The sequence below is a fragment of the Dehalococcoidales bacterium genome (assembly GCA_041652735.1).
GTDB lineage: Bacteria > Chloroflexota > Dehalococcoidia > Dehalococcoidales > RBG-16-60-22 > RBG-13-51-18.
This window is the reverse complement of the sequence record JBAZGT010000006.1, coordinates 1-21,826: the sequence shown is the minus strand read 5'-3', so window position 1 is coordinate 21,826 and position 21,826 is coordinate 1. Positions and strand designations below refer to the sequence as shown.

Sequence of the window (21,826 nt, the reverse complement as noted above, 5' to 3'; positions counted from 1 at the left end):
TTTGCTACTCCCCAGATTCGTTCTTCCAGACCGCTCTGACGGTGGTGCCTTCACCCGGCCGGCTTTTCACCGCCAGTAAAGCCCCGATGTCCCGGGCGCGCTCTCTCATGATGTTCAGCCCCAGGCTGTTGGGCGGCGTATTTTTTGTATTGAATCCCTTGCCGTCATCGCTAACCTGCAAGGTCACGCCGCCGGTGCGGCAGAGCAGTTTGACCCTGGCCTCTTTGGCGGCGGCGTGCTTGGCGATGTTGTTCAGGGCTTCCTGGGCGATGCGGTAAAGCCCTATCTTGACCTCCACCGGCACATTACAGCGCCCGGTCACGGACACGCTTACCGGCACGCGGGAGCGCCCGGTGATGGACTCCGCCAGCTGGTTGAGCAGGAAATCTATATCCGCTTCCGCCAGGGAGTCCGGGCGCAGCTCTAAAAGCAGCGTCCTCATTTCCGTTAAAGCGCTGCGGGTGAGCTGGCGCACCTCTTCCAGCCGCTTCTGCCCCTCTTTTTCATCGCGCTGCCAGACGCGGGGTAATACCTCGGATATCAGGCTGGCGGAAAAGAGCGTCTGGCTGACGGCGTCATGCAGGTCACGGGCCAGACGGGTACGCTCTTCCGTGGCGGCCTGCCGCCGCACCTGCTGGGTCTGCCGCGCCTCGTTCAGCTTCTGCTCGGTGTGGTCGATGCCCACGCAAAGGATTTCCCGTAAATTGCCGGCGTCATCGAAGAAAGGCTGGTTGGTCCAGACTATCCACACCCGCTCCCCGCCGCGGCGCATGTTTTCATTCTCGTTGTGGAGGTAGTGGCGCGGATGGGTAATGATATCCGCCATCATCTCCTGGAGGTCTTTATCCGCGGAGTCTTTTTCCGGCACAATCGTCCCCAGGACGCTCTTGCCCAGTATTTCCGACTCCGTGTAGCCGAAGAACTGCTGGGCGAAGTCGTTAAAAAAGGTGATTTTTCCTTCATTGTCCATCTGCAAAATGATGGTATTGGTGCTCTGCACCAGGTGGCGGTAGCGCAGCTCGCTGCGGCGCAGGGACTCTTCCGCCAGGGCGCGCTGGGCAATCTCGTTCTTGAGGCGGAGATTGGTATCGCTCAGCTCGCTGGTGCGCTGCTGCACGCGGGACTCCAGCTCTTCATGGGCGGTGCGCAGGTCTTCTTCCGCCTGCTTGCGCTCGGTGATATCCAGCACCTGCCCCACCGTGCGCAGGTGCCCGGCGGCGGTGCGGAAGATGGTGGCGCTGATTTCCACCCGCCGCTTGCTGCCGTTGCTCTGGACGATGTTGAACTCGTAGCGGGTGGGGGTATCTTCCCCCATCTGCCGCTGGAGATACCGTTCCGCCACGATGATTTTGCTTTCCTCGTCCAGGAAATCACGGAAATTACGGCCGATGATGGCCTCGTTGGGATAGAGCAGCATCCGGCTGACCATGTCATTGGCGTAGGTGATATTAAAGGTCTCGTCGATGGTGAAAATGCCGGCGTGGGAGTTTTCCACGATAGCGCGGAACATCTGCTCCGTTTCCAGGCGCGCCTCGTCCTCTTTTTTCCGTTCCGTGATGTCACGGATGACAGCCAGTAAAACGGGTTTGCCTTCGACATCGACCGCGTTCAGGCTGACCTCGGCATCGAAAAGCGTGCCGTCCGGTTTGCGTACCTGCCATTCGAAGAGCTGGGACTGGCCGGCGTAAGCCGCCTGTATCAGCTCCCGGGCTTTCTCCTTGGAATCGGCGCCGTCCGGCTGCTTATCCGGGGCAAACTGGTAGGGTATTTTATGGAGCAGATCATCAAACGATACGCCGAACATTTTTTCGGCTTCCCGGTTGCTGTTGATGAGCCCCGTCTCGTCGAAGAGGAAAATAACGTCGTTTAGCATAGCCTCTCCGGAAAAAGCATGTATAGGCATTATACAATAACAAAGGGGTAAGGATACAGGGGAAAGGGATGAGGGGGAATATGAAAATACAGCGGGGCGATGCCCATCCCCGGAGAGATGGAGGACCGCCCCGTAAAGCTTTAGCGGGGGATAGGGAGGATATTGCGGCGTCGGCTATTTGCCGGAAAGCAGGGTAATCCTGGCGGAAACATAATCGGCAGACCTTACGCGGTCGGTAAGGTTGGCCAGGTAGTCGGCCAGCAGCTCATCGCCGATAACGTCCCGGACCCAGTTGCTGAAGTCGCGTTTTTCCAGGTTGGAGTGATAGGCGAAGGTCTCATCGGACATGGCGGCCAGTCCTTCCGCCAGCTCCGCCAGGTCAGCGAATATTTTGCCGTCGTGGCTCCAGAAGACGTACTCGGACGGCACTTTGGCCAGGCGCTTGTCCGGCTGCTTTTTGGCTTTTACCGGCGTTTTAGCTGTTCTAACCATTTCAGTCACCTCTTACGCTTGTAATAGTTTATATCTTTATTATGGGGGAGGACTCATAAAATAGTTATATCCGGAGGGGGGAATTAGTTACAATTCTATAACATCGGTGTTTGGACTATGTTAAGACAGACGCGCCGGGGGCAAAGAGAGGAGAATGGTTGACATAAATACTGCTTAGACTAATGAATAAGCCTCTCTCCGGTGTTTGACGCTTCCGCTTCACGCCGGAGAGAGGCTATATCTCAGGTTTTATTCAGGCAGCCGCTATTTGCCGCCGCGGTACTTGGTGATGCCCAGTCCCACGGGGTAGGAAATCATGAAGAATATCTGTTTCTGGATATTGCGGATAATCATGGGGCCGGCCTTGATGTCCGGGGGAATGTAAGCCCCGAAGTTCTTGGTGATGATATGCTTTTCCCCGCCGATCCACAGCTCCACCTCGGCGCGGAGGTCGGTGATGTCATCATAGTTCATGGCATTGAAAACGATGGACGTGCCGTGGGAAACGGTGCGCTCCTTCATCATCGGGAAGCCGGCCTTGGTCTTATCGCCGGGGAGCAGCCACAGCGTTTCGCAGCCGAACTCGCAGCCCGGCACTACCGTATCGTCCACCATGGCCATGGGCTTGACGTACTTGGTATCATAAGGCAGCATGTAGTATTTCCGGGCCTGTCCCGGCCTGGTGCCGTAGACCATGTACTTGGCGTTTTTCAGCTCGCCGGTCTCCTTGAGCTTGGGCGGCTCTTTGGCGGCGGTCTTCTCTTCCGCGTGGTCCTTTTCCCGGGTATAGACGCCGGGGCCGGAAGTCCAGTGGCAAACGGGCAGCTTGGTGGTCTTGCCCCCCTTGCCCATGGTAGGCATATGCAGCATGCCGGCCGGGATGTAGGCCACCCAGCTTTTATCCAGGGGAATCAGCTCGTCGCCCATAATCATGCCCATGGAGCCGGTCTCTTCCGGGTGTTCGGGGTTGGTTCCCCACCAGGAAAGCAGCTCCGGGAAGTCATGGCCGTGGGGGAACATCGGCTTATCATTGGTGGGCAGCTTCATCTGCTCCTCGCGGGTTATCTGCCCGGGGTAAGAAGACGGCCAGATGAAGGTGGTCTCCCCGTAATAGGAACCGGGGATGACCTCGCTGTCAACCCAGAGGATATGCTCCATGCTGATGCGCTTGCCCGCGGCCGCCAGTTTGTCCCTTTCCGCCGGGGTGGGGCCGGGCAGCATATCCCTTTTCTGGAGCGTGGTACAGATGTATTTATCGTATTTACCCATTCTTTCAATCCTTCCTGTTATTATTAACGCGCTTTTTCAAGCTGCGGCGGGATACCAAGTAAGCGGGCGGCTTTATCTCTAGATAGATATTTTATTACTGAACCAGCTTTAAGTCAATTTTGTTGATGAGTACAGGAAGGATGGGTCATGGCAGGATTTTACAGAAACGTTAAAGAAAATATTTGGACAAACAAACGGGTAAGCTGCTCTGACGAACAGCATTAAGGAAAAGGAGGAGGAAACAGATAACCGGAGAGAGCGATGATATACCGGCTAGCCGATGTACCGGTAAAAACGGTTGCCCAGGATGCGGCAGACAAATATGGGGGAGTGCTCGATAATGGTATGGGCGACGGTTTCCGCTAAACGGCGGGCAGAATGACGGGGCGGCGCGGCGGAAAAGACGGAGTAAGTCAGGGGACTTTCTTGCGCTCCCCACCCCCGCTTGTACCGCTTCAGGCCGGTGTGTTCGGTGGCCGACCGTCCCATGTCAAATACCGTTACCCCGTTCTGGCAGCCCCACTTGATGGCGTGCATAAACAGCAGGTTGTTGGGGCGCAGTTTAAGGCTGTCCACGCGGGACGCCGCGTATTTGGCGACCAGGGAGTTTTTCCAGTGCAGCAGGACCAGTCCCGCCAGGCATTTATCGTCTTTATAGGCCAGCAGCACGAAGCCGAGCCCCTGCTTGAATATTTTTTCCCCGAACAGGTCGAAAAACCGCTCGGGCTGGGCCGGGGCGCCGTGGCGCAGGCGGGTCTTGAGCTGCATATCGTAAAAAAGGCGGAGGTGTTCCTGTTCCGTGCCCAGCACGACGCGCACGCCCTTTTCTTCCGCGGCGCGGGCGTTCTGCCGGTGCACGCGGTCGAACCGCTTGATGACTTTCGCCGCGTCCGGCTCGAGGGGGACGGTTTGCAGCACGAAGTCCGAGTAGGTGTACATATGCGGCTGCGGGGGTAAGTCCCAGCGCAGCTCGATGGTGCGGGCGGCGCCGGCGCGGTAGAAGGACGCGATGCCGGCGGTCAGGCGTTCCAGGGACGCCGCGTCCGTATACAGCGGATTGCAGTAATCGGTAAACGGCAGGGAAATCCAGTGGCGACGCCGGAATACGGTGCTGGCATCCATCATGGGAACCCCGGCTGTAATATTCCCGGCGGCATCACATACGGTAATCACGAAAGACTGGTAGTCGTAACAGGTGGCGATGACGTCCATCCAGACCGGATGATGGAAGATATTGGCATCCGGATGGGCGGTAATGAAAGACAGCCAGCGTTCATCGCCGGGACTCATGACCACGCAGTCCGGCGCATCCTGCCGAGAAGGAATCGGCATTGGAAACGCAATTTTTGTTTTTACCGCACCATTAGTCCCACTGGCTGATTTTTTCAAGCCACTCATTCCTCCAGAAATAGTAGCAGGCACGGTCGCAGCGACCGTAACTCGGGGTGCCGTGACAGATAAGCCCTTCGATAAGGACTACACCTTTGGCTTTCTTGACCAGGTAGTCGCGCTCATCCACGAACCTCTCTACCGGATGGAGCACCCGCTGGGTGGTCCCGCAGAACTCGGCCATGGCATCCATGAACATGCAGCCCCGGTACTCGTTCCACACATCCAGGGTTGCCTTTATTTCCTCGAGCGTCTTTACCCTTACCATATCCCCCGGCTTAAATGTAACATTAGCGGCTAAAGCTCCGGCGGCCGTTTTTCCGCCGGGCGTCATTACCTTCATGTTATCCTGTCTCTTCAGCAGGCACATGATGGTGTTGAGACGTTGTTTGACTTGTTTTTTATTCTTGGATGGCAGATATCTTTTCAGTAAGAGCTTTATCCGGGTAAAAATCGATATTTTTTCTGTTTTGGCTTTTCCTTCAGAGATTTGCGGTAGGCAATGGTTCTGGCATTTTTCGGTCTCAATCATGTTCCTCGCTTTATTGGGTGTCCCGCTTCCATTACCCAATGCGGGAGCAGTCCACTCTTATTCTCAATTTACCTTGAGCAAGTTGGATACCGGTTAAAGGCAAGTCAGAATAAAGTAAGAACCGGCAGTAATTGCCGGTCGCATTTTGCCGGTTGGCTGTAGGCTAAACACGCCGTATTTCACCACCGCATACGGGAAAAATAAACGGTAAAAAACACTGTATCATTGAATTGCCCCCTTGTTATAGGTTACAATTCCTTCATGGCGTATGAAGCGGTTGCTCTCTCCCCGCCGCCCTCCCCCGTCTTGAAAACGGCCGGTATTTACGGATATCAGACCGGCGCCCGGGCGTTGCCGCACGTTATAACCATCGAGCGTTAAAATGGCTGACAAGATACTTATTGTAGAAGACGACATCAACCTGCTGGACACCATCAAGTACAACCTCCGCAAGGAGGGCTATGACGTGGTCACCGCCGCCGACGGCGAGCAGGCGGTGGAAAACGCCCGCCGGGAAAAACCTGACCTCATTATACTGGATATCATGCTGCCGCGCATCAGCGGCTTCGAGGTCTGCCGCATCCTGCGTAAAGAAATGACCGTTCCCATCCTGATGCTCACCGCCCGGGCGGATGAAACCGACAAGATAGTGGGACTGGAAATAGGCGCCGATGACTACATGACCAAGCCTTTCAGCATGCGGGAGCTGCTGGCCCGCGTCCGCGCCATGTTCCGGCGCACCAAAATCACCGCAACGCCGGAAGCCGCCGGGCTGACCTCGCTGAAAATAGGGGAGCTGGAAATAGATGCCGCCCGCCACCACGCCTCCCTGGCCGGAGCGGCGCTGGAGCTGTCCCCCAAGGAGTTCGACCTGCTGGCTTTCCTGGCGGCCAACAAAGGGCTGGTGTTCAGCCGGGAACAACTGCTGGAAAAGGTCTGGGGCTATGACTTCGCCGGCGATACGCGCACGGTGGATGTGCATGTGCGGTGGCTGCGGCAGAAAATAGAAGCGGATGCCGGGCACCCCAGGTTACTGATGACCGTCCGCGGCACCGGCTATAAACTGGAGGGTTAGGATTGCGCAGTTTCCAGTGGCGAATCACCATTCCCCTTATCATCCTCATTATAGTAAGCATGACGGCGCTGGGGGCGTACCTGACCACCACCGTCCGCCACTCACAGCTGGACAACCTGCGCTTTTACCTGGAGCAGGAAGCCAGGATTACCGCCGAAGCCTCCCTGCCGTCCCTGCTGGGGCAGGGCGAATCTGCGGACGCCCTGGCTAAAACGCTGGGACAGGAAATAGAGAGCCGGGTAACCATTATCGCCCCGGACGGCGTAGTCCTGGGCGACTCCATGGAAAACCCCGCCGCCATGGAAAACCACGCCGCCCGCCCGGAGGTCAAAGACGCGCTGGCCGGCGGCACGGGTTCCAGCACACGCTACAGTACCACCCTGCAGGAGCAGATGATGTACGTGGCGGTAACTGTCTCCAGCCAGGGTGAAGTGGTGGGCATAGCCCGGGTGGCGCTGCCCCTCACCACCGTGGAGAGTACCATCAGCCACCTGACGCGCACCATTGTCCTGGCCACGGTGATTATCGCCGTGCTGGCCATACTGGCCGCCTGGCTTATCGCCCGCACCACCACCCGGCCGATACGTCAGCTGACAAGTATAACGCGGCAAATCGCCGAAGGGGAGCTGGGACAGAAGATAACCGTGTCCGCCAGGGGGGAAATCGGGCAGCTGGCGCAGGCCTTCAACGAGATGTCCTCCCGGCTCAAGGAAACGGTGGACGCCATCTCCACGGAAAAGACCAAGCTGACCAACGTCCTCGGCAATATGGCTGACGGCGTTATCATGACGGACGCGGAGGGCTATATCCTCCTGGCCAACCGGGCGGCGGGTAAAATCTTCGGTTTCCGGGAAGAAGACGCCGCCGGTAAATACGTCATAGAGGTCGTCCACGACCACGAGGTGGACGAGATGCTGAAGCTTTGCCTCAAGGGGGGCAGGGAGCAGAACATCCAGTTCGAGTCCGGCGTTACCCGGCGCTTTATCCGCGCCCTGGCCGTGCCGCTGTATAACCAGAAACACCTGGAAGGCGTCGTTATTTTGCTCCAGGACCTCACCGAGCTCAGGGACTTGCAAACGATGCGGCGGGAAATGGTGGGCAATATCTCCCACGAGCTGCGCACGCCTATCGCCGGCATCAAGGCCATGGTGGAAACTTTGCAGGACGGGGCGATGAACGATAAGAAAGTGGCCGCCGATTTCCTGTCCAGGATAGAGAGCGAGATAGACCGCCTGGCGCAGATGGTGGCCGAGCTTACCCAGCTTTCCCGCATCGAGAGCGGGCAGGCGGAGCTGAAGCTGGCGCTTATCGACCTTAATACCCTGGTGGAGGAAACGGTGGCGGAGATAAGCCCGCTGGCGGAAAGGCAGCACATCCGGCTGCTCAAGCAATTAACGCCGGACCTGCCCGCGGTGCCGGCGGACCGGGACAGGATAAAGCAGACCATCGTCAACCTGGTGCATAACGGCATCAAGTTCAACAAGCCGGGCGGCCGGGTAACCGTCTCCACTGGCTATGACGGCGAGGCGGCGGCGGTGAGCGTGGCGGATACCGGCATCGGCATTTCCCGGGACGATTTGCCCCACGTCTTCGAGCGCTTTTATAAAGTGGACAAGGCACGGAGCGGCGGCGGCAGCGGGCTGGGACTGGCTATCGCCAAGCATACCGTGCAGGCGCATGGAGGTGCCATCAGCGTCCACAGTGAAGAAGGCAAAGGCTCCACCTTTATTTTCACCCTTCCCCGCCGCTAATCCCCCTATATTTAACAAAACCTTAACATTCCCTTAAATTGCCTTTAAACTCCCGCGCTTACAATTAATCATGAAGGATAAGATTAAGTAAGTGAAAAAGGAGAAAAAATTGTTTAAATCGGTCAAGAAATTGCTCTTGCCCCTGGCGCTGGTGCTGGTTGCGGCACTGGTACTGACGGGCTGCGGCAGCACGGATAAGACCACCACCCCGGCCACCGGCACCCCCGCGCTTACCGGCTCGTTCAAGATTATCGGCTCCAACACCATCACGCCCTTAAGCGCGGTATGGGCGGAGAACTTCATGAAGGTCAACTCCAAGGTCAGTATCGCCGTCAGCGGCCCGGGCTCCGGCGTGGGCATCGCCGCCCTGATAGACGGCACCACGGATATCTGCCAGGCCTCCCGCGCCATCAAAGCCTCGGAAATAACCCAGGCCCAGGAAAAGGGCGTCGACCCCTATGAAATACAGGTAGCCACGGATGCCCTTTCCGTCATCGTCAACCCGGCCAACCCGGTCAGCGAACTGACTTTCGCCCAGCTTTCCGCCATCTACACCAACCAGATAACCAACTGGCAAGAGGTGGGCGGCAACGATGCGCCGATACTCGTCCTCTCCCGCGATAACAACTCCGGCACCTTTGCCTACTTCCTGGAAGATGTGGTGCAGATGGCCGGCATGACCACCGCGGACAAGACGCTCCAGTACGGCGGTAAAGTGCTGCTCCTCCCCTCCACCGAGGAAGGCATCTCCCAGGTCGCCGGCAACGCCAACGCCATCTTCTACTCCGGCCTGGGCTACCTGAATGACACGGTTAAGGCCGTCGCTATCAAGAAGACCGCCAGTGACGCGGCCGTCCTGCCCAGCGTGGCAACATCCCTGAACGGCACCTATCCCATCTCCCGCCCGCTGTTCTACTACACCAACGGCGCGCCCACCGGCGCAATCAAGGTTTACATCGATTACTGTCTCTCCGATGAAGGACAGCAGGAAGTGCTGGTTGCCGGCTTCGTGCCGCTGCCGAAATAGTGTAAAATATAGTTAATCATGAAGCAGGAAACAGGTTCCTCCTCTCCCACCGCCGCCGCGGACCCCACCCGGGGGCTCCAGCGGCGGCTGCGGTTGGGGGAGAGAGTCATCGAGGGCTGGATATTACTGGCGGGACTGCTGGCGATAGTAGTCCTGCTGGGCATTATATTTATTTTACTCAGAGAGGGACTGCCCATATTCGCCCACACCCCTCCCTGGGAGTTCCTCTTCGGTACCAAGTGGTACCCCCTGGCCGACCCGCCGGTATTCGGCATCTCGGCCTTTTTCGTCTCCACCCTGATGATTACGGTTATCTCCACGGTGGTGGCTGTGCCTATCGGGGTGGCCTGCGCCGCCTACCTGTCCGAGGTGGCTCCCCATAAAGTCGCCGAGACCATAAAGCCCATCATCGAAATACTGGCGGGCATCCCCTCGGTGATGATGGGGTTCATCGGCCTGGCTTTGCTGTCGCCCCTGGTGCAGAGCCTGTTCAACCTGAACACCGGCCTCTGCGGGCTGACCGCCGCCATCATGCTGTCTTTAATGAGCCTGCCTATCATCGTCAGCGTGTCCGAGGACGCCCTGCACGCCGTGCCTAAAGAGTTCAAGGAAGCGTCCTACGCCCTGGGGGCCACCAAGTGGGAGACGATATGGCACGTCTGTATCCCCTCCGCCCTGTCCGGCATCGCCGCGGCGATAATGCTGGGGGTGGGCCGGGCTATCGGGGAGACGATGACGGTGCTGATGGTGGCCGGCGGCGCACTGGCCGTGCCGGTCTCCCCCACCGACCCCATGACCACCATGACCTCCGCCATCGCCTCCGGCATCGGCAACGCGGTGCGCGGCGGCGTGCAGTACCAGGCGCTTTTTGCCGTGGGCCTGATACTGTTTATTCTCACCCTGGCCGTGAACATCATCGCCGAGCGGGTGCTGGAGCGGCAGAAAAGGAAATTTTCGAGGTAGCTGATGTCAAAGCCGGTTCTGGGCTCACGCAACATAACGCAGCGCACCGCTTTTATTTTCCTGGGGCTGGCCACGGCCATCACCGTGGCGCCGGTATTATTTATTATCATTTACACCATCGTCAAGGGGGGCGGGGCTTTAACGTGGGACTTTATCTCCCAGTTCCCCTCCCAGGCGGGCAAGGCCGGGGGCATTCTGCCGGCCATTATCGGCACTTTTTACCTGATGCTGGGCACCCTCGTTTTCGCGCTGCCGGTGGGGGTGCTGGCCGGCATTTACCTCACGGAATACGCCCGTGACAACTGGCTGACCCGCCTCATTAATTTAGCTATCGTCAACCTGGCCGGCGTCCCCAGCATCGTCTTCGGGCTTTTCGGTCTGAGCGTTTTCGTCATGGCCATGAACGCCGGGCTTTCCCTGCTGGCCGCCAGCCTTACCCTGGCCTGCCAGGCCCTGGCCACGGTCATTACAACGTCGCGGGAGGCCATCCTGTCCGTGCCACGGGAGTACCGGGAGGGCAGCCTGGCTATCGGTATCACGCAATGGCAGACGGTGCGGCATATCGTTTTGCCGCAGGCTTTTCCCGGCATCATCACCGGGGCGGTACTGGCTATCAGCCGCGCCGCCGGGGAAACCGCGCCGATACTGGTGGTGGGCGCCGCGTTTTTACTGCCCAAGCTGCCCCAATCGCCCCTGGACCAGTTCATGGCCCTGCCTTACCACCTTTACACGGTGGCCGCCCACGTGCCCAACATGCCCAAGGAAACGGTCTGGGGCGTGGCGCTGGTGCTGCTCATCGTGGTGCTTTCCTTTGACATTCTGGCGGCGGCCATCAGGATTAAAACGAGACAGAGGAAATAGTGTCATGAATATCAATATCAATGTGCCGGAAGTTAGTTCCAGACCCGCAGATAAATGCGTCACCAAGCTCAAGGGGGAGCAGGTCAACCTCTTCTACGGCTCCTTCCAGTGCCTGCGCAACGTCACGCTGGACATCCCGTCCTGCGCCATTACCGCCATTATCGGGCCGTCCGGCTGCGGCAAGTCCTCTCTATTGCGTCTTTTCAACCGCATGAACGACCTTATTCACGGGGTGCGGGTGGAAGGAAATGTGGAGCTGGACGGCATCAGGATTTACGACCCCAAGATTGACGTGGTGGAGCTGAGGAAGCGGGTGGGGATGGTCTTTCAAAAGCCCAACCCCTTCCCCATGTCCGTGTTCGAGAATGTGGCTTTCGGCCCCAAGCGGCACGGCACCAAGGGCCGCGGCGAGCTGGAAGTAATCGTGGAGAAAAGCCTGCGGCAGGCCGCTCTCTGGGACGATGTGAAGGACAAGCTGGGGCAAAGCGGCCTGGCGCTTTCCGGCGGCCAGCAGCAGCGGCTCTGCATCGCGCGGGTGCTGGCGGTAGAGCCGGAGGTGATTTTAATGGATGAGCCGTGCAGCGCCCTCGACCCCATCGCCACCCTGAAAATAGAGGACTTGATGCGCAGCCTGGCCACGGACTACACTATCATCATCGTTACCCATAATATGCAGCAGGCGGCCCGCGTATCGGATACCGCCGCTTTCATGATGATGGAGCCGGACCGCGCCGGCGTGCTGGTGGAGTACGGCCCCACCGCCCAGCTTTTCACCAACCCTAAAGATAAACGCACCGAGGACTACATCACCGGGCGTTTCGGCTAAATTTGAGGAGGCTTCCATGGAAACGAGGACCGCTTTTCACAAGAAAATCAGGGAAATCCAGGATGACGTCCTGGCCATGGGCAGCATGGTCACCAAAGCCATCTCGCGTTCCGTCGAGGCGCTCAAGAACCGCGACCTGGACCTGGCCAACCAGGTTATCGACGACGATAAGAAGGTGGACCGGAAGCGGTATGAGATAGAGGAAAAGTGCGTGGAGCTTATCGCCACCCAGCAGCCGATGGCCAGCGATTTGCGTATTATCCTGGCGGTGCTGAACATCGTTTCCGAGGTGGAACGCATCGGCGATTACGGTGAGGGCATCGCCAAAATCGCTATTATGATCGGGGACGAGCCCCCGCTCAAGCCCCTGATTGATATACCCCGCATGGCGGATCTGACGGTGGATATGCTGCGCCGCAGCCTGGACGCCTTCGTCAGCCGCGATGCTGAAACGGCCCGGAAAATCAGCACGGAAGATGATACCATCGACCAGCTTTACGACCAGGTTTTCCGCGAGCTGCTCACCTTCATGGCGGAGGACCCCAAGACCATCACCCGGGCCACGCGGCTGATTTGGGTGGCCCATAACCTGGAGCGCAGCGCCGATAGGGTCACCAATATCTGCGAGCGGGTGGTGTTTGTGGCTACCGGCAAGATGGAAGAGATAGGGGCGTCCAAGTACTAGCGCGTCTGCGCCTGACCAGAAGCAACGCTGCGCTTTACAGTTCCGGAATGCCGGTCCCGGTCTAGTTCGGGTTGACCTGAACCGGCAGTTCGATGACGAAGGTAGTGCCCTTCTCCGGCTCGCTGTCCGCGTAAAGTTTCCCGCCGTGCTCGTTAACTATGCCCAGGCAGATGCTCAGGCCCAGCCCGGCGCCTTTGCCGGCTTCCTTGGTGGTAAAAAACGGCGTGAAAAGCTGGCTCATGTTCTCCTGTGAAATGCCCGGGCCGTCATCGGTAAACAAAGCCCGGATGGAGTTGCCCGCTTTTTCCGTGGTGATATTCAGCGTGCCCCGGCGGTGGGCCTCCCGCATGAAAAACTCCGCGTTCATGACGATGTGGAAGAATACCTGTTCCAGCTGGGAGCCGTTGCCTATAATCTGGGGCAGGGCGGGGTCGAAATTCACGTTTACCTGGATATTGTTCACCTTCTGCTCGTAGACATGCATTTCCAGGACTTTCCGGATGCAGTCGTTAATATCGGTCGGCCGTTTTTCCTGCGGCTGCTGGCGGGAGAAAGCCAGCAGGTTCTTGATGATGGCGGCGATACGCTGCCCTTCGTCATTGATTATTTGTATGTCCTGTCTGGTCTCCGGGGCGTATTTCCTCTGGAGCAGGAGGGATGAAAGGCTGATGATGCTGGTGAGCGGGTTATTTATTTCATGCGCCAGTCCGGAAGTCAGTTGCCCGATGGACGCCAGCCGGTCGTGCATGATAAGCTGCTCTTCAATTTTCTTGCGCTCGGTAACATCGCGGGCCACGCCGACTATTTCCTCCGGCTCGCCCTTCTCGTTATAGACGAAGTTGGCGTGGACTTCAAAAGGAACGAGGTGCCCGTCTTTGTGTTTCAAATCCAGCTGGAAAGTACGGGAGGACGCGCTGTTGCGCGTGTCTGCCAGCAGTAAGTTATGCTGCTTCTTGTAAGATTCGGGGGTAAGTATGTCCGTCAGCTTCAGCGCCAGCCCTTCCTGTATGGTGTAACCCAGTAACCGCTGGGCGGAGGGGCTGATAAAGGTGAAAATTTCATCCTTGATGGTTGTTTTATAGATAATATCCGCAGAATGGTCCGCGATAATCCGGTACTGCTCTTCCGCCCGCTGCCGTTCGCCAACTTCCGTCATCAGCGCCCTGGACTGCTCTTTAAGCTCGGCGGTGGTCTCTTCCAGACGCTGTTTCAAGGTGCCCTGCTGGCCGATAAACCAGCTTAACAGGAAGCCAAGAGCAATATCGGCGAAGTCCACCCAGGCGTAGGGCAGCCGGGAGTTGACCAGGACACCGGACAATATGACCGGTCCGGTAATCAGACAGACTATCAGCCCCCCTTTTACCCGGTAGCGCCAGGCGGCGAGACCGGCGGCGATGGGGAACAGCAGTCGGTAGGCGGCCTGATAGTAGGCGATAGCCCAGTCCGTCCGGATGGAGAGTCCGGTCAGCTGGGGCGCGTAGGAGGCGATGCCGGCCAGCACAGCGGCGACTGCTACATACCAGAAGTAACGGGTCCTCAGAAGTTTTCCTAATTTACTCATTTTGCCCTCTACGAATAGAATTTTAGTGGGTTCGGCTACGAGGTTACATTTAAGTAATTAAGCAGCATAATGCTGTGGCTTGTAGCAGTCGATTGTTGCTGTTCGCGGCGGTCTTACGACCTTGGTACACCTCCGGGTGAATTCACCCTTGTTTTCTAGCTATTGGTTAATTAGCCTAATAATAGTAGACTGACAGCTTAAACGCAAGTATGTTTCATGTATTAATGTGATAAAATTTTAAGGAAAAAGTGTAAAATGTCGAATATGCACACATTGTCGTAAACGTTTTTGCGGCCAAAAAAGAATAAGAAGCAGTAATAGATAATAATATTTTATACTTGTACTTTTTTGCAGCGGGCGTTAGTCTGTTTATTCCATCCGTTCCCGGACTATTGTTCATTATAAACAAATAAATACCTGCCCCAAATTATGGCCTGTTGTATTTATAATTGGAAAAAGAGTACAATAGGAAACGGTTGCCGTATGCCGCGTCTTGTATAAACTGCACAATTTATTATTCACGCACAACCGGGGTGCAACAGCCGGAAAAATCCGGAGCGGGCTAACGCCGTTATCTGCATTTTATCAAGCGGAAACGGGTAATAAATAAAAGGAGAGTCAGGAAAATGAATTTGCAAAGACCCAACAGCAATGATGCCACCAGGACCGCCAACCGTTCCCGGAACGTCGTGCCGCAAAGCGGCATCTGCTCCCGGTGTATCGATGGGTGCACCGGCAACTGCGAGGTGTTCAAGGCTACCTTCCGCAGTCGGGAACTGATTTACCCGGGACCTTTCGGTGACATCACTGCCGGCGGGGACAAGGACTACCCCATAGATTACTCTCATCTCAATATCCAGGGGTACGCGCTGGGCGCCAACGGGCTGCCCAAGGGCGTTACCGGGGACTCCGATTCCGCTATCTTCCCGGCGGTCAACACGGAAACGTCTTACGGCTGGGACAAGAAAGTGAAGATGAGAGTGCCCATCTTTACCGGCGCGCTGGGCTCCACGGAAATAGCCCGCAAGAACTGGGAGCATTTCGCCATCGGCGCGGCCATCAGCGGCGTGACCCTGGTCTGCGGCGAGAACGTCTGCGGCATCGACCCGCAGCTTAAACTGGACAACAACGGCAAGATAACCTCCGCCCCGGACATGGACCGCCGTATCGAGGTGTACAAGCGCTACCACAAGGGCTACGGGGAAATCCTGGTGCAGATGAACGTGGAAGACACCCGCCTGGGCGTGGCGGAATACGTCAGCAAGAAACACGGCCTGGACACCATCGAGCTCAAATGGGGACAGGGCGCCAAGTGCATCGGCGGGGAAATCAAGGTCAACAGCCTGGAGCGCGCCCTGGAGCTGCAAAAACGCGGCTATATCGTCACGCCCGACCCCTCCAGCCCCGTCAGCCAGGCGGCTTTCAAAGACGGCTCGCTGAAAGAGTTCGAACGGCACAGCCGGCTCGGCTTTATCGACGAAGCGGGCTTTTACGCGGAGGTCCAACGGCTGCGCAAGCTGGGCTTCAAACGCATCACCTTAAAGACCGGCGCCTACGGCCTGCGCGAGCTGGCCATGGCGATTAAATGGAGCTCCAAGGCTAAAATCGACCTGCTCACCATCGACGGCGCCAGCGGCGGCACCGGCATGAGCCCGTGGCGCATGATGGAGGAGTGGGGCATGCCCAGTCTCTACCTGCACGCCGCCGCCTACGAGTTCTGCAAAAAACTGGCGGACAAAGGGGAGCGGGTGCCGGATATCGCCTTCGCGGGCAGCTTCAGCAGCGAGGACGGCGTTTTCAAGGCGCTGGCGCTGGGCGCGCCCTTCGCCAAAGCGGTGTGCATGGGCCGGGCTTTGATGATTCCGGGCATGGTGGGCAAGAACATCGCCGTGTGGCTAAAGGAAGGCAAACTGCCCAATACGGTCAGCCAGTTCGGTTCCACGCCGGAAGAAATCTTCGTCTGCTACGAAGAAGTCAAAGCCATGGTCGGCGCTAACGAAATCAAGACGCTGCCGCTGGGCGCGCTGGGTATTTACAGCTACGCGGAAAAGATAAGGGTAGGGCTCCAGCAGCTCATGGCAGGCGCCCGCTGTTTCAGCGTGCCGGTCATCAGCCGCAAAGAGCTTATGTCCCTGACCGAGGAATGCGCCAAGGTCACCGGTATTCCTTACCTGATGGACGCTTACCGGGATGAGGCCATGGCTATCCTCAACGGATAATTGACATAACACTAAACACGGGCCAGGAAATAATGACGGGGCGCCGGCAGCGGTGCCCTGTCTTTTTGTAAGTGGGTGGGGGGAAAAGGGGCGGTGCCGCCTAGCATTCCGTGCCGTTGATTTTAAAGTCGATGCACAGAATATGCGGCTCGTCCCGCCGGTCCAGGAAAGTCCGGGTAAAGGTGCGGCAGAGATTGCCGCTGGCCAGCGAGGCGTAAGGCTCGGTGAGGTATCTTTGCAGTCCGGCGTTTTTCAGATTGCGGTAATAGACTTTCAGTGAATGGTCCGCGCCGCTGGCCGCCGGTGAAAAGAGCCGGCTCTTTTTGATGCCGGTAACGGCATTGGAAAACACGGTGGCGCTGGCCTGGACGCCTCTTTCATCCAGGACGTAGGCGCACTCGATGCCCTCGTATCCGTTAATGCTATTCGCCAGCTCCTCATCGAAGCGGTCACGGGATACCGTCGATAGCCGGGCGGCGATTTTGGTCGTGGCTAAATTCAGCGTACTATACTTTTCCTTGTTCAGGACGGTCTTGTATTTCTCCATTATTTTAAGGCGTTCGACTACATCACCGAGTTTGTCTCCGAGGTCGCCGGAAAGGGTGTCTTCTATTTTCTGCGGCCTGGATATGTAGTATCCCTGAATCATATGCGCGCCCAGTCCCAGGATTTGCACCGCCTCGTCCTCCGTCTCCACGCCCTCGGCCACCACCAGCGCCCCTATCTTGTTGGAAAGCTTGACCAGGGCGCGGAACACCTCCTGCACGTAAAAGTCGGTACAGATATTCCGGGTCAGGGACATATCCGTTTTCACGATATCCGGTTTCACCAGGGAAATCCGGCTCAGGTTGGAAAAACCGCAGCCTACATCATCCATGGCTATAAGAAACCCGTACTGGCGGTAGGTATCCACGAACTTCTTCAGCAGGGCCATATCCTCAACCGCGGACTCGTTAAATTCAATAACGATATCGCACGGGTTGATGCGGTATTCCTGCACCATGTCCAGCAGGTGATTCGAACCTGCTACTTTGTCCAGTATGGAGGAGTGCAGGTTGATGAACAGCAGGGTGTCTTTCCGGCACCGGTAAACCGGCTCAAAAGTCCGCACGATGGTATCGCGGCAGGCCCGGTCCAGCTCTACCTGGAGTCCCTGGTTCATGGCGGTGTGGAAAAGTTCCAGCGGAGAAATCAGGTCCGCGGAATCAGGATTAACGCCCCTTATCAGCCCCTCCACCCCGCAAATGCTTCTCTGGGCTACGGAAACAATCGGCTGAAACCGGGCGGTCAGCCTCCCGTCCCGGATAATAGCCTCGATATCGATTTCTGTTTGCGGCGGTCTGTCCCGCGCCGCTAAAGGCAGTATTGCCTGATGTTTGCCGGTGTCAAGGACCATCTGTGTCTCTCTGCTTTCCAGTTCAAATACCCATATATAGCATGGTATAAACGGGATAAAAAATTGATAACATTTTTCACGTTACCTGTAAACAAACCGTAAATACTGAAGCTGAATGTCCGGTATGCCGGACGGGAAGAGCACGGTCCGCAAGATGAAAAGCGCGGTTTTCAGGTGCGTGGCGCGGCGGGGAGATATGGCGCCTGAATTGGCCGCCGATAGCCGGGTGAGGTAGGCGTTTCATGGTGACATAAGGCGTAATTGAGACATAATATTAGACAGAGGTGTTATAATGAATTATGGGACTTGATAAGAAAGCACGTCATAATGTGCCGGGCGGGACCGTAAAAAAGCGTCGGCCTCCCATTGAATGGCGGATTTTGGCCCGCAATTTCGCCGTTGTATTTTTACCGACCCTGGTACTGCTGGTCGTTATTTTCGGTGTACGTTATTACAACAACTTCAATTCCGAGATTGACGTCATCAAGGCGGAGGCGGCGCTTAATCTGGACTTCGATAGCGGTGTCATCTTTCATCAATTGAATGCCATGCTCGGCGACCTCACCTATCTTGTCACTAATAACGAGATACACGAGCACCTGGAAAATCTCGATGATGCTTCTAAAGCGGAGCTGGCGAGCGAGTTCCTGGCGTTCTCTACCGCCGAGCAAATGTATGACCAGATACGTTTGATTGATGAAAACGGCCGGGAGCTCATCCGGGTTAATTACAATAAGGGAGAGCCGTATATCGTACCTGAAAGCGAGCTTCAGAACAAGGAAAGCAGATATTACTTCCAGGATACTATAAAGCTGGCGCCGGGGCAGGCATATGTATCTGCCTTCGACCTTAACATCGAAAATGAAGAGATTGAGTATCCGCTAAAACCGATGATCCGCGCCGGCGCCCCCGTTTTTGATGAAAACGGTAACGCTCGCGGTATTATCGTACTCAATTATCTCGGCGGTGACCTGATTGGATCGCTGCAAAACCAGCCCGGCGCTATCTATAAAGTCCTCTTGCTTAACCCTGAAGGATATTTTTTAATCGGTTTGAATCCAGAGGACGAGTGGGGATTCATGTATGAAGACGGTCAGGACCGTACGTTCGGCAACACCTTTCCGGAGGCCTGGCAGGCAATAAACTCGCATGAGTCGGATGTATTCCGTAATGCTGACGGCATATTTACATTTAAAAAAATAAACTTATATATTGGCGATGATGAATATTCGGCGCTTAAATCAGTTGTTTCATACAAAGAGTATTACTGGACGCTTATTACCTACGTTTCACAGGACAGCATCGGAGCTATCAGGGCCGGCCTGATATCGAAGTATGCGGTGATGTTCGGCGGCGGCGTGGCGGTTCTCGGCGTAGCTGCCGGGGTAGCCGCTTACGCCATGTACCGCCGGCGCCTGGCGGATATCGCCCTTAAGCGGAGCGAGGCGAAGTACCGGGATATGGCCAATCTCCTGCCGCAAATCGTTTTTGAAGTTGATGATAAGGACTACCTGATATTTCTTAATAAGGCCGGTTTCAATGTCCTCAAATACAACCAGGATGAACTGGAGCGCGGATTATCGTTTCCAGATATAATATTGCCCGGAGAGAGGGAGCGGCTGCAGTCAGACATACAGAAATTGCGCGCCGGCCAATCTGTGGAAGCCGTCGAGTATTCGATACTGGATAAAGACGGCAGCACTTTCCCGGTAATGGCCTATTTTTCTGCCCCGGCATATGGGGTCAGGAATGCAGGTTTCCGGGGCATGGTGGTGGATATTTCCGAGCTGAAAAGAATAGACCGCATGAAAACGGAGTTTATCTCTGTCGCCTCCCACGAGCTGAAATCCCCGCTGGCTTCTATCTACGGCTTTATTAAATTGCTCCAGGATGAAAAGACCGGGAAAATCAATGCCACGCAGAAGGAGTTCCTGGATATCATTGAAACACAGACCAACCTGCTGAACAGCCTGGTCGGCGATTTGCTGGATGTGGCGCGTATCGAGTCCGGCAAGCTTACGCTGACCATCACCGAGGTGAATCTGGCGGAAATCATTAAAGAGGCCGTCGCCGGCGTCAAGCCCCAGGCGGAAGAGCACCATATTAAAATAACCACTGATATGAACTTTAAAGAGGCCGCCATTATGGCGGACCGCAACCGGATGATGCAGATATTTTTCAACCTGTTGTCCAACGCCATCAAATATAACCGGGACAGCGGCTGGGTGAAGATTACCGGACGCACCGTGGGAGACATGGCGCAGATAGACGTGGCGGATAACGGCCTTGGCATACCGGCGGCGGACATACCGTCCCTTTTCACCAAATTCTTCCGGGCGCAGAACGTATACAAAAGCAAGGCCGGAGGCACGGGGCTGGGGCTGAGCATTGCCAGGTCAATTATCGAGCTGCACGGCGGGAAAATCTGGGTGGAGAGTGAAGAAGACAAAGGCAGCACCTTCAGCTTTACCCTGCCCCGCGCCCGGAAAAAAGACGTACCGGCGGCGCCGGCTAAAAGCCGCGGCAAGGGCAAATAGCGGAAATTATCACCGGGCGCGGTTTCAAGCCCTGCCAAATAGAATCACACCTACCTGATGTTTACCATTGTTACCATTCCGGCGTATCATGCCGCCCATTCTTACCTGTTTATTACCTTAACATAACATTATTCTAATTTCCGCGGACTAGCATCCCTAACAACACTCTATCCTCTACAGAGGAGAATATCCATGTGTAACGGTGAGGTAAACATATATCATCACAAACACCATAGTCCCGATGAGGTCCTGGCCGATGAACAGACGCAGGGGCCATGGATATTCCTGTTAAAAAAGTACGTCGGCTCTCTGGCCGGCCAATCGGTCCTGGATGTGGGGTGCGGTTTCGGCGGACTGATGATGGCGTGCCATAGACTCGGCGCCCGCGCCGTAGGCGTAGAGCCGTCCCATATCATCCAGGTTACGCGTGAAGGCATTACCCAGACGCTCGGCGCTCCCTTGCCCCTCGTCCGCGCCGACGGGCGCTCCCTTCCCTTTAAAACGGGCTCTTTCGATGTAGTGGCCAGCATCGGCGTGCTGGAGCATATCACGCAGGCGGACGCCCTGGTGGAGGAAATGGCCCGGGTCCTCAAGCCGAAGGGAACGATGCTGCTGTACTTCGGCCCCAGCCGGGGTTGGCGCTATGCCCAGAGCCCGCGCCACCGGAAAACGGTGTACACTTACTGGACGACGCGCTACGCGGAAAAGAAAATGCGCAAGCAGGACCTTTCCGGCATCAAAAGAGTCTGGACGGATGTCATCGATTACCGCTTCCGCAACGACTCGTTTACCAATGGCAGCGCCACCCTGTACGGCAAGCTCGCCGGATTTCTGGAGAAATGGTCTAAAAAACTGCCGGTACGCCGGACGGTGGTCCTGACCTGCAAGACCCTGGAGAAGGCTGCTTTCCCGCGTAATATCGGGCTGGTTGCCTGCCGCGGTTCCCTGCCGCCGGGGGTTAGCTGTCCGGAGATAGATTATTCAGATACCCACAGCTTTATGGATAACCTGGTGTGTCCCCTCTGCAAGAGCGAGCTGAAGTCCGGCGGGGTGGGGGATACGATTGACGGTTGGCTAACCTGCCCCAACTGCCGCCGTGATTACCCGATTGTCTCCGGCGTGCCCGAGTTTTTAAAGGCGGAATAACGGGGAGAAGATACGCGTTCAATTTGCCACCTGTTACTTTTTACTTGGGGTGGGGAAAAGGGGCGGGACTGTAGATATCTCTAGCTGGTGCTCCCTGTGTTGTGGGTCTACGATTAGGTCAGTAGACAATTGTTCAGGGATAATGTCAGTTAATGGAAGGACTGACATTGACTACAAAGGAACAGAATAGATTACAGATTCTCAACGGGGTACTAGAAAAGTAT

General features: G+C 56.4%; 17 protein-coding genes. 10 read left to right on the top strand and 7 right to left on the bottom strand.

The features are described from left to right. Nucleotides 1-4: 4 nt before the first annotated feature. The 5 genes from WC370_03460 to WC370_03440 all read right to left on the bottom strand — a co-directional run bounded on the left by WC370_03460 (nt 5) and on the right by WC370_03440 (nt 5,555). On the bottom strand, nt 5-1,873 hold the full coding sequence (locus WC370_03460) for a PAS domain S-box protein (protein MFA5308528.1): 1,869 nt from the start codon (nt 1,871-1,873) through the stop codon (nt 5-7). Between the two features lie 174 nt (nt 1,874-2,047). Next, nucleotides 2,048-2,365: a hypothetical protein gene (locus tag WC370_03455; protein ID MFA5308527.1), complete on the bottom strand. Its 318-nt coding sequence runs from the start codon at nt 2,363-2,365 to the stop codon at nt 2,048-2,050. Nucleotides 2,366-2,629: 264 nt separating this feature from the next. Beyond that, nucleotides 2,630-3,634 (bottom strand): hypothetical protein, encoded by a 1,005-nt coding sequence (locus WC370_03450; GenBank protein ID MFA5308526.1) that lies wholly within the window; start codon nt 3,632-3,634, stop codon nt 2,630-2,632. Between the two features lie 273 nt (nt 3,635-3,907). After that, on the bottom strand, nt 3,908-4,966 hold the full coding sequence (locus WC370_03445; protein MFA5308525.1) for a GNAT family N-acetyltransferase: 1,059 nt from the start codon (nt 4,964-4,966) through the stop codon (nt 3,908-3,910). Nucleotides 4,967-4,997: 31 nt separating this feature from the next. Further along, complete coding sequence (locus WC370_03440) at nt 4,998-5,555, bottom strand: hypothetical protein (protein MFA5308524.1); 558 nt, start codon at nt 5,553-5,555, stop codon at nt 4,998-5,000. A gap of 382 nt (nt 5,556-5,937) precedes the next feature. On the opposite strand from WC370_03440, the gene WC370_03435 reads away from it, so the two are divergent. The 7 genes from WC370_03435 to phoU all read left to right on the top strand — a co-directional run bounded on the left by WC370_03435 (nt 5,938) and on the right by phoU (nt 12,743). Continuing rightward, nucleotides 5,938-6,630, top strand: a complete 693-nt coding sequence (locus WC370_03435; GenBank protein ID MFA5308523.1) for a response regulator transcription factor — start codon at nt 5,938-5,940, stop codon at nt 6,628-6,630. Nucleotides 6,631-6,632: 2 nt separating this feature from the next. Continuing rightward, on the top strand, nt 6,633-8,381 hold the full coding sequence (locus WC370_03430) for an ATP-binding protein (protein MFA5308522.1): 1,749 nt from the start codon (nt 6,633-6,635) through the stop codon (nt 8,379-8,381). Nucleotides 8,382-8,490: 109 nt separating this feature from the next. After that, entirely contained in the window at nt 8,491-9,408 is a 918-nt protein-coding gene (locus WC370_03425) for a PstS family phosphate ABC transporter substrate-binding protein (GenBank protein ID MFA5308521.1), read from the top strand. 18 nt (nt 9,409-9,426) lie between these two features. Further along, nucleotides 9,427-10,371, top strand: a complete 945-nt coding sequence (pstC, locus tag WC370_03420; protein MFA5308520.1) for a phosphate ABC transporter permease subunit PstC — start codon at nt 9,427-9,429, stop codon at nt 10,369-10,371. 3 nt (nt 10,372-10,374) lie between these two features. After that, nucleotides 10,375-11,232 (top strand): phosphate ABC transporter permease PstA, encoded by an 858-nt coding sequence (pstA, locus tag WC370_03415; protein MFA5308519.1) that lies wholly within the window; start codon nt 10,375-10,377, stop codon nt 11,230-11,232. 4 nt (nt 11,233-11,236) lie between these two features. Further along, nucleotides 11,237-12,058 (top strand): phosphate ABC transporter ATP-binding protein PstB, encoded by an 822-nt coding sequence (gene pstB / locus WC370_03410; protein ID MFA5308518.1) that lies wholly within the window; start codon nt 11,237-11,239, stop codon nt 12,056-12,058. Between the two features lie 16 nt (nt 12,059-12,074). Continuing rightward, nucleotides 12,075-12,743 (top strand): phosphate signaling complex protein PhoU, encoded by a 669-nt coding sequence (gene phoU / locus WC370_03405; GenBank protein MFA5308517.1) that lies wholly within the window; start codon nt 12,075-12,077, stop codon nt 12,741-12,743. Nucleotides 12,744-12,804: 61 nt separating this feature from the next. Here phoU and WC370_03400 read toward each other — a convergent pair whose 3' ends face one another. Beyond that, the gene (locus tag WC370_03400; protein MFA5308516.1) at nt 12,805-14,304 is read right to left on the bottom strand and encodes an ATP-binding protein; all 1,500 of its coding nucleotides are present in this window, start codon (nt 14,302-14,304) and stop codon (nt 12,805-12,807) included. 626 nt (nt 14,305-14,930) lie between these two features. Between WC370_03400 and WC370_03395 the strand changes: the two genes are divergently transcribed. Beyond that, entirely contained in the window at nt 14,931-16,523 is a 1,593-nt protein-coding gene (locus tag WC370_03395; protein MFA5308515.1) for an FMN-binding glutamate synthase family protein, read from the top strand. A 100-nt stretch (nt 16,524-16,623) separates the two neighbouring features. On the opposite strand, the gene WC370_03390 is transcribed toward WC370_03395, so the two are convergent. Next, nucleotides 16,624-17,919, bottom strand: coding sequence for an EAL domain-containing protein (locus WC370_03390; protein MFA5308514.1), 1,296 nt, complete (start codon nt 17,917-17,919; stop codon nt 16,624-16,626). A gap of 380 nt (nt 17,920-18,299) precedes the next feature. Here WC370_03390 and WC370_03385 point away from each other — a divergent pair, with 380 nt between their 5' ends. Together WC370_03385 and WC370_03380 are read left to right on the top strand one after the other, a co-directional pair. Then, nucleotides 18,300-20,456 carry an ATP-binding protein gene (locus WC370_03385; GenBank protein ID MFA5308513.1) on the top strand — a complete coding sequence of 719 codons (2,157 nt, stop codon included), beginning with the start codon at nt 18,300-18,302 and terminating at the stop codon, nt 20,454-20,456. A 192-nt stretch (nt 20,457-20,648) separates the two neighbouring features. Then, nucleotides 20,649-21,602, top strand: coding sequence for a methyltransferase domain-containing protein (locus WC370_03380; GenBank protein ID MFA5308512.1), 954 nt, complete (start codon nt 20,649-20,651; stop codon nt 21,600-21,602). The last annotated feature ends 224 nt before the right edge of the window (nt 21,603-21,826 follow it).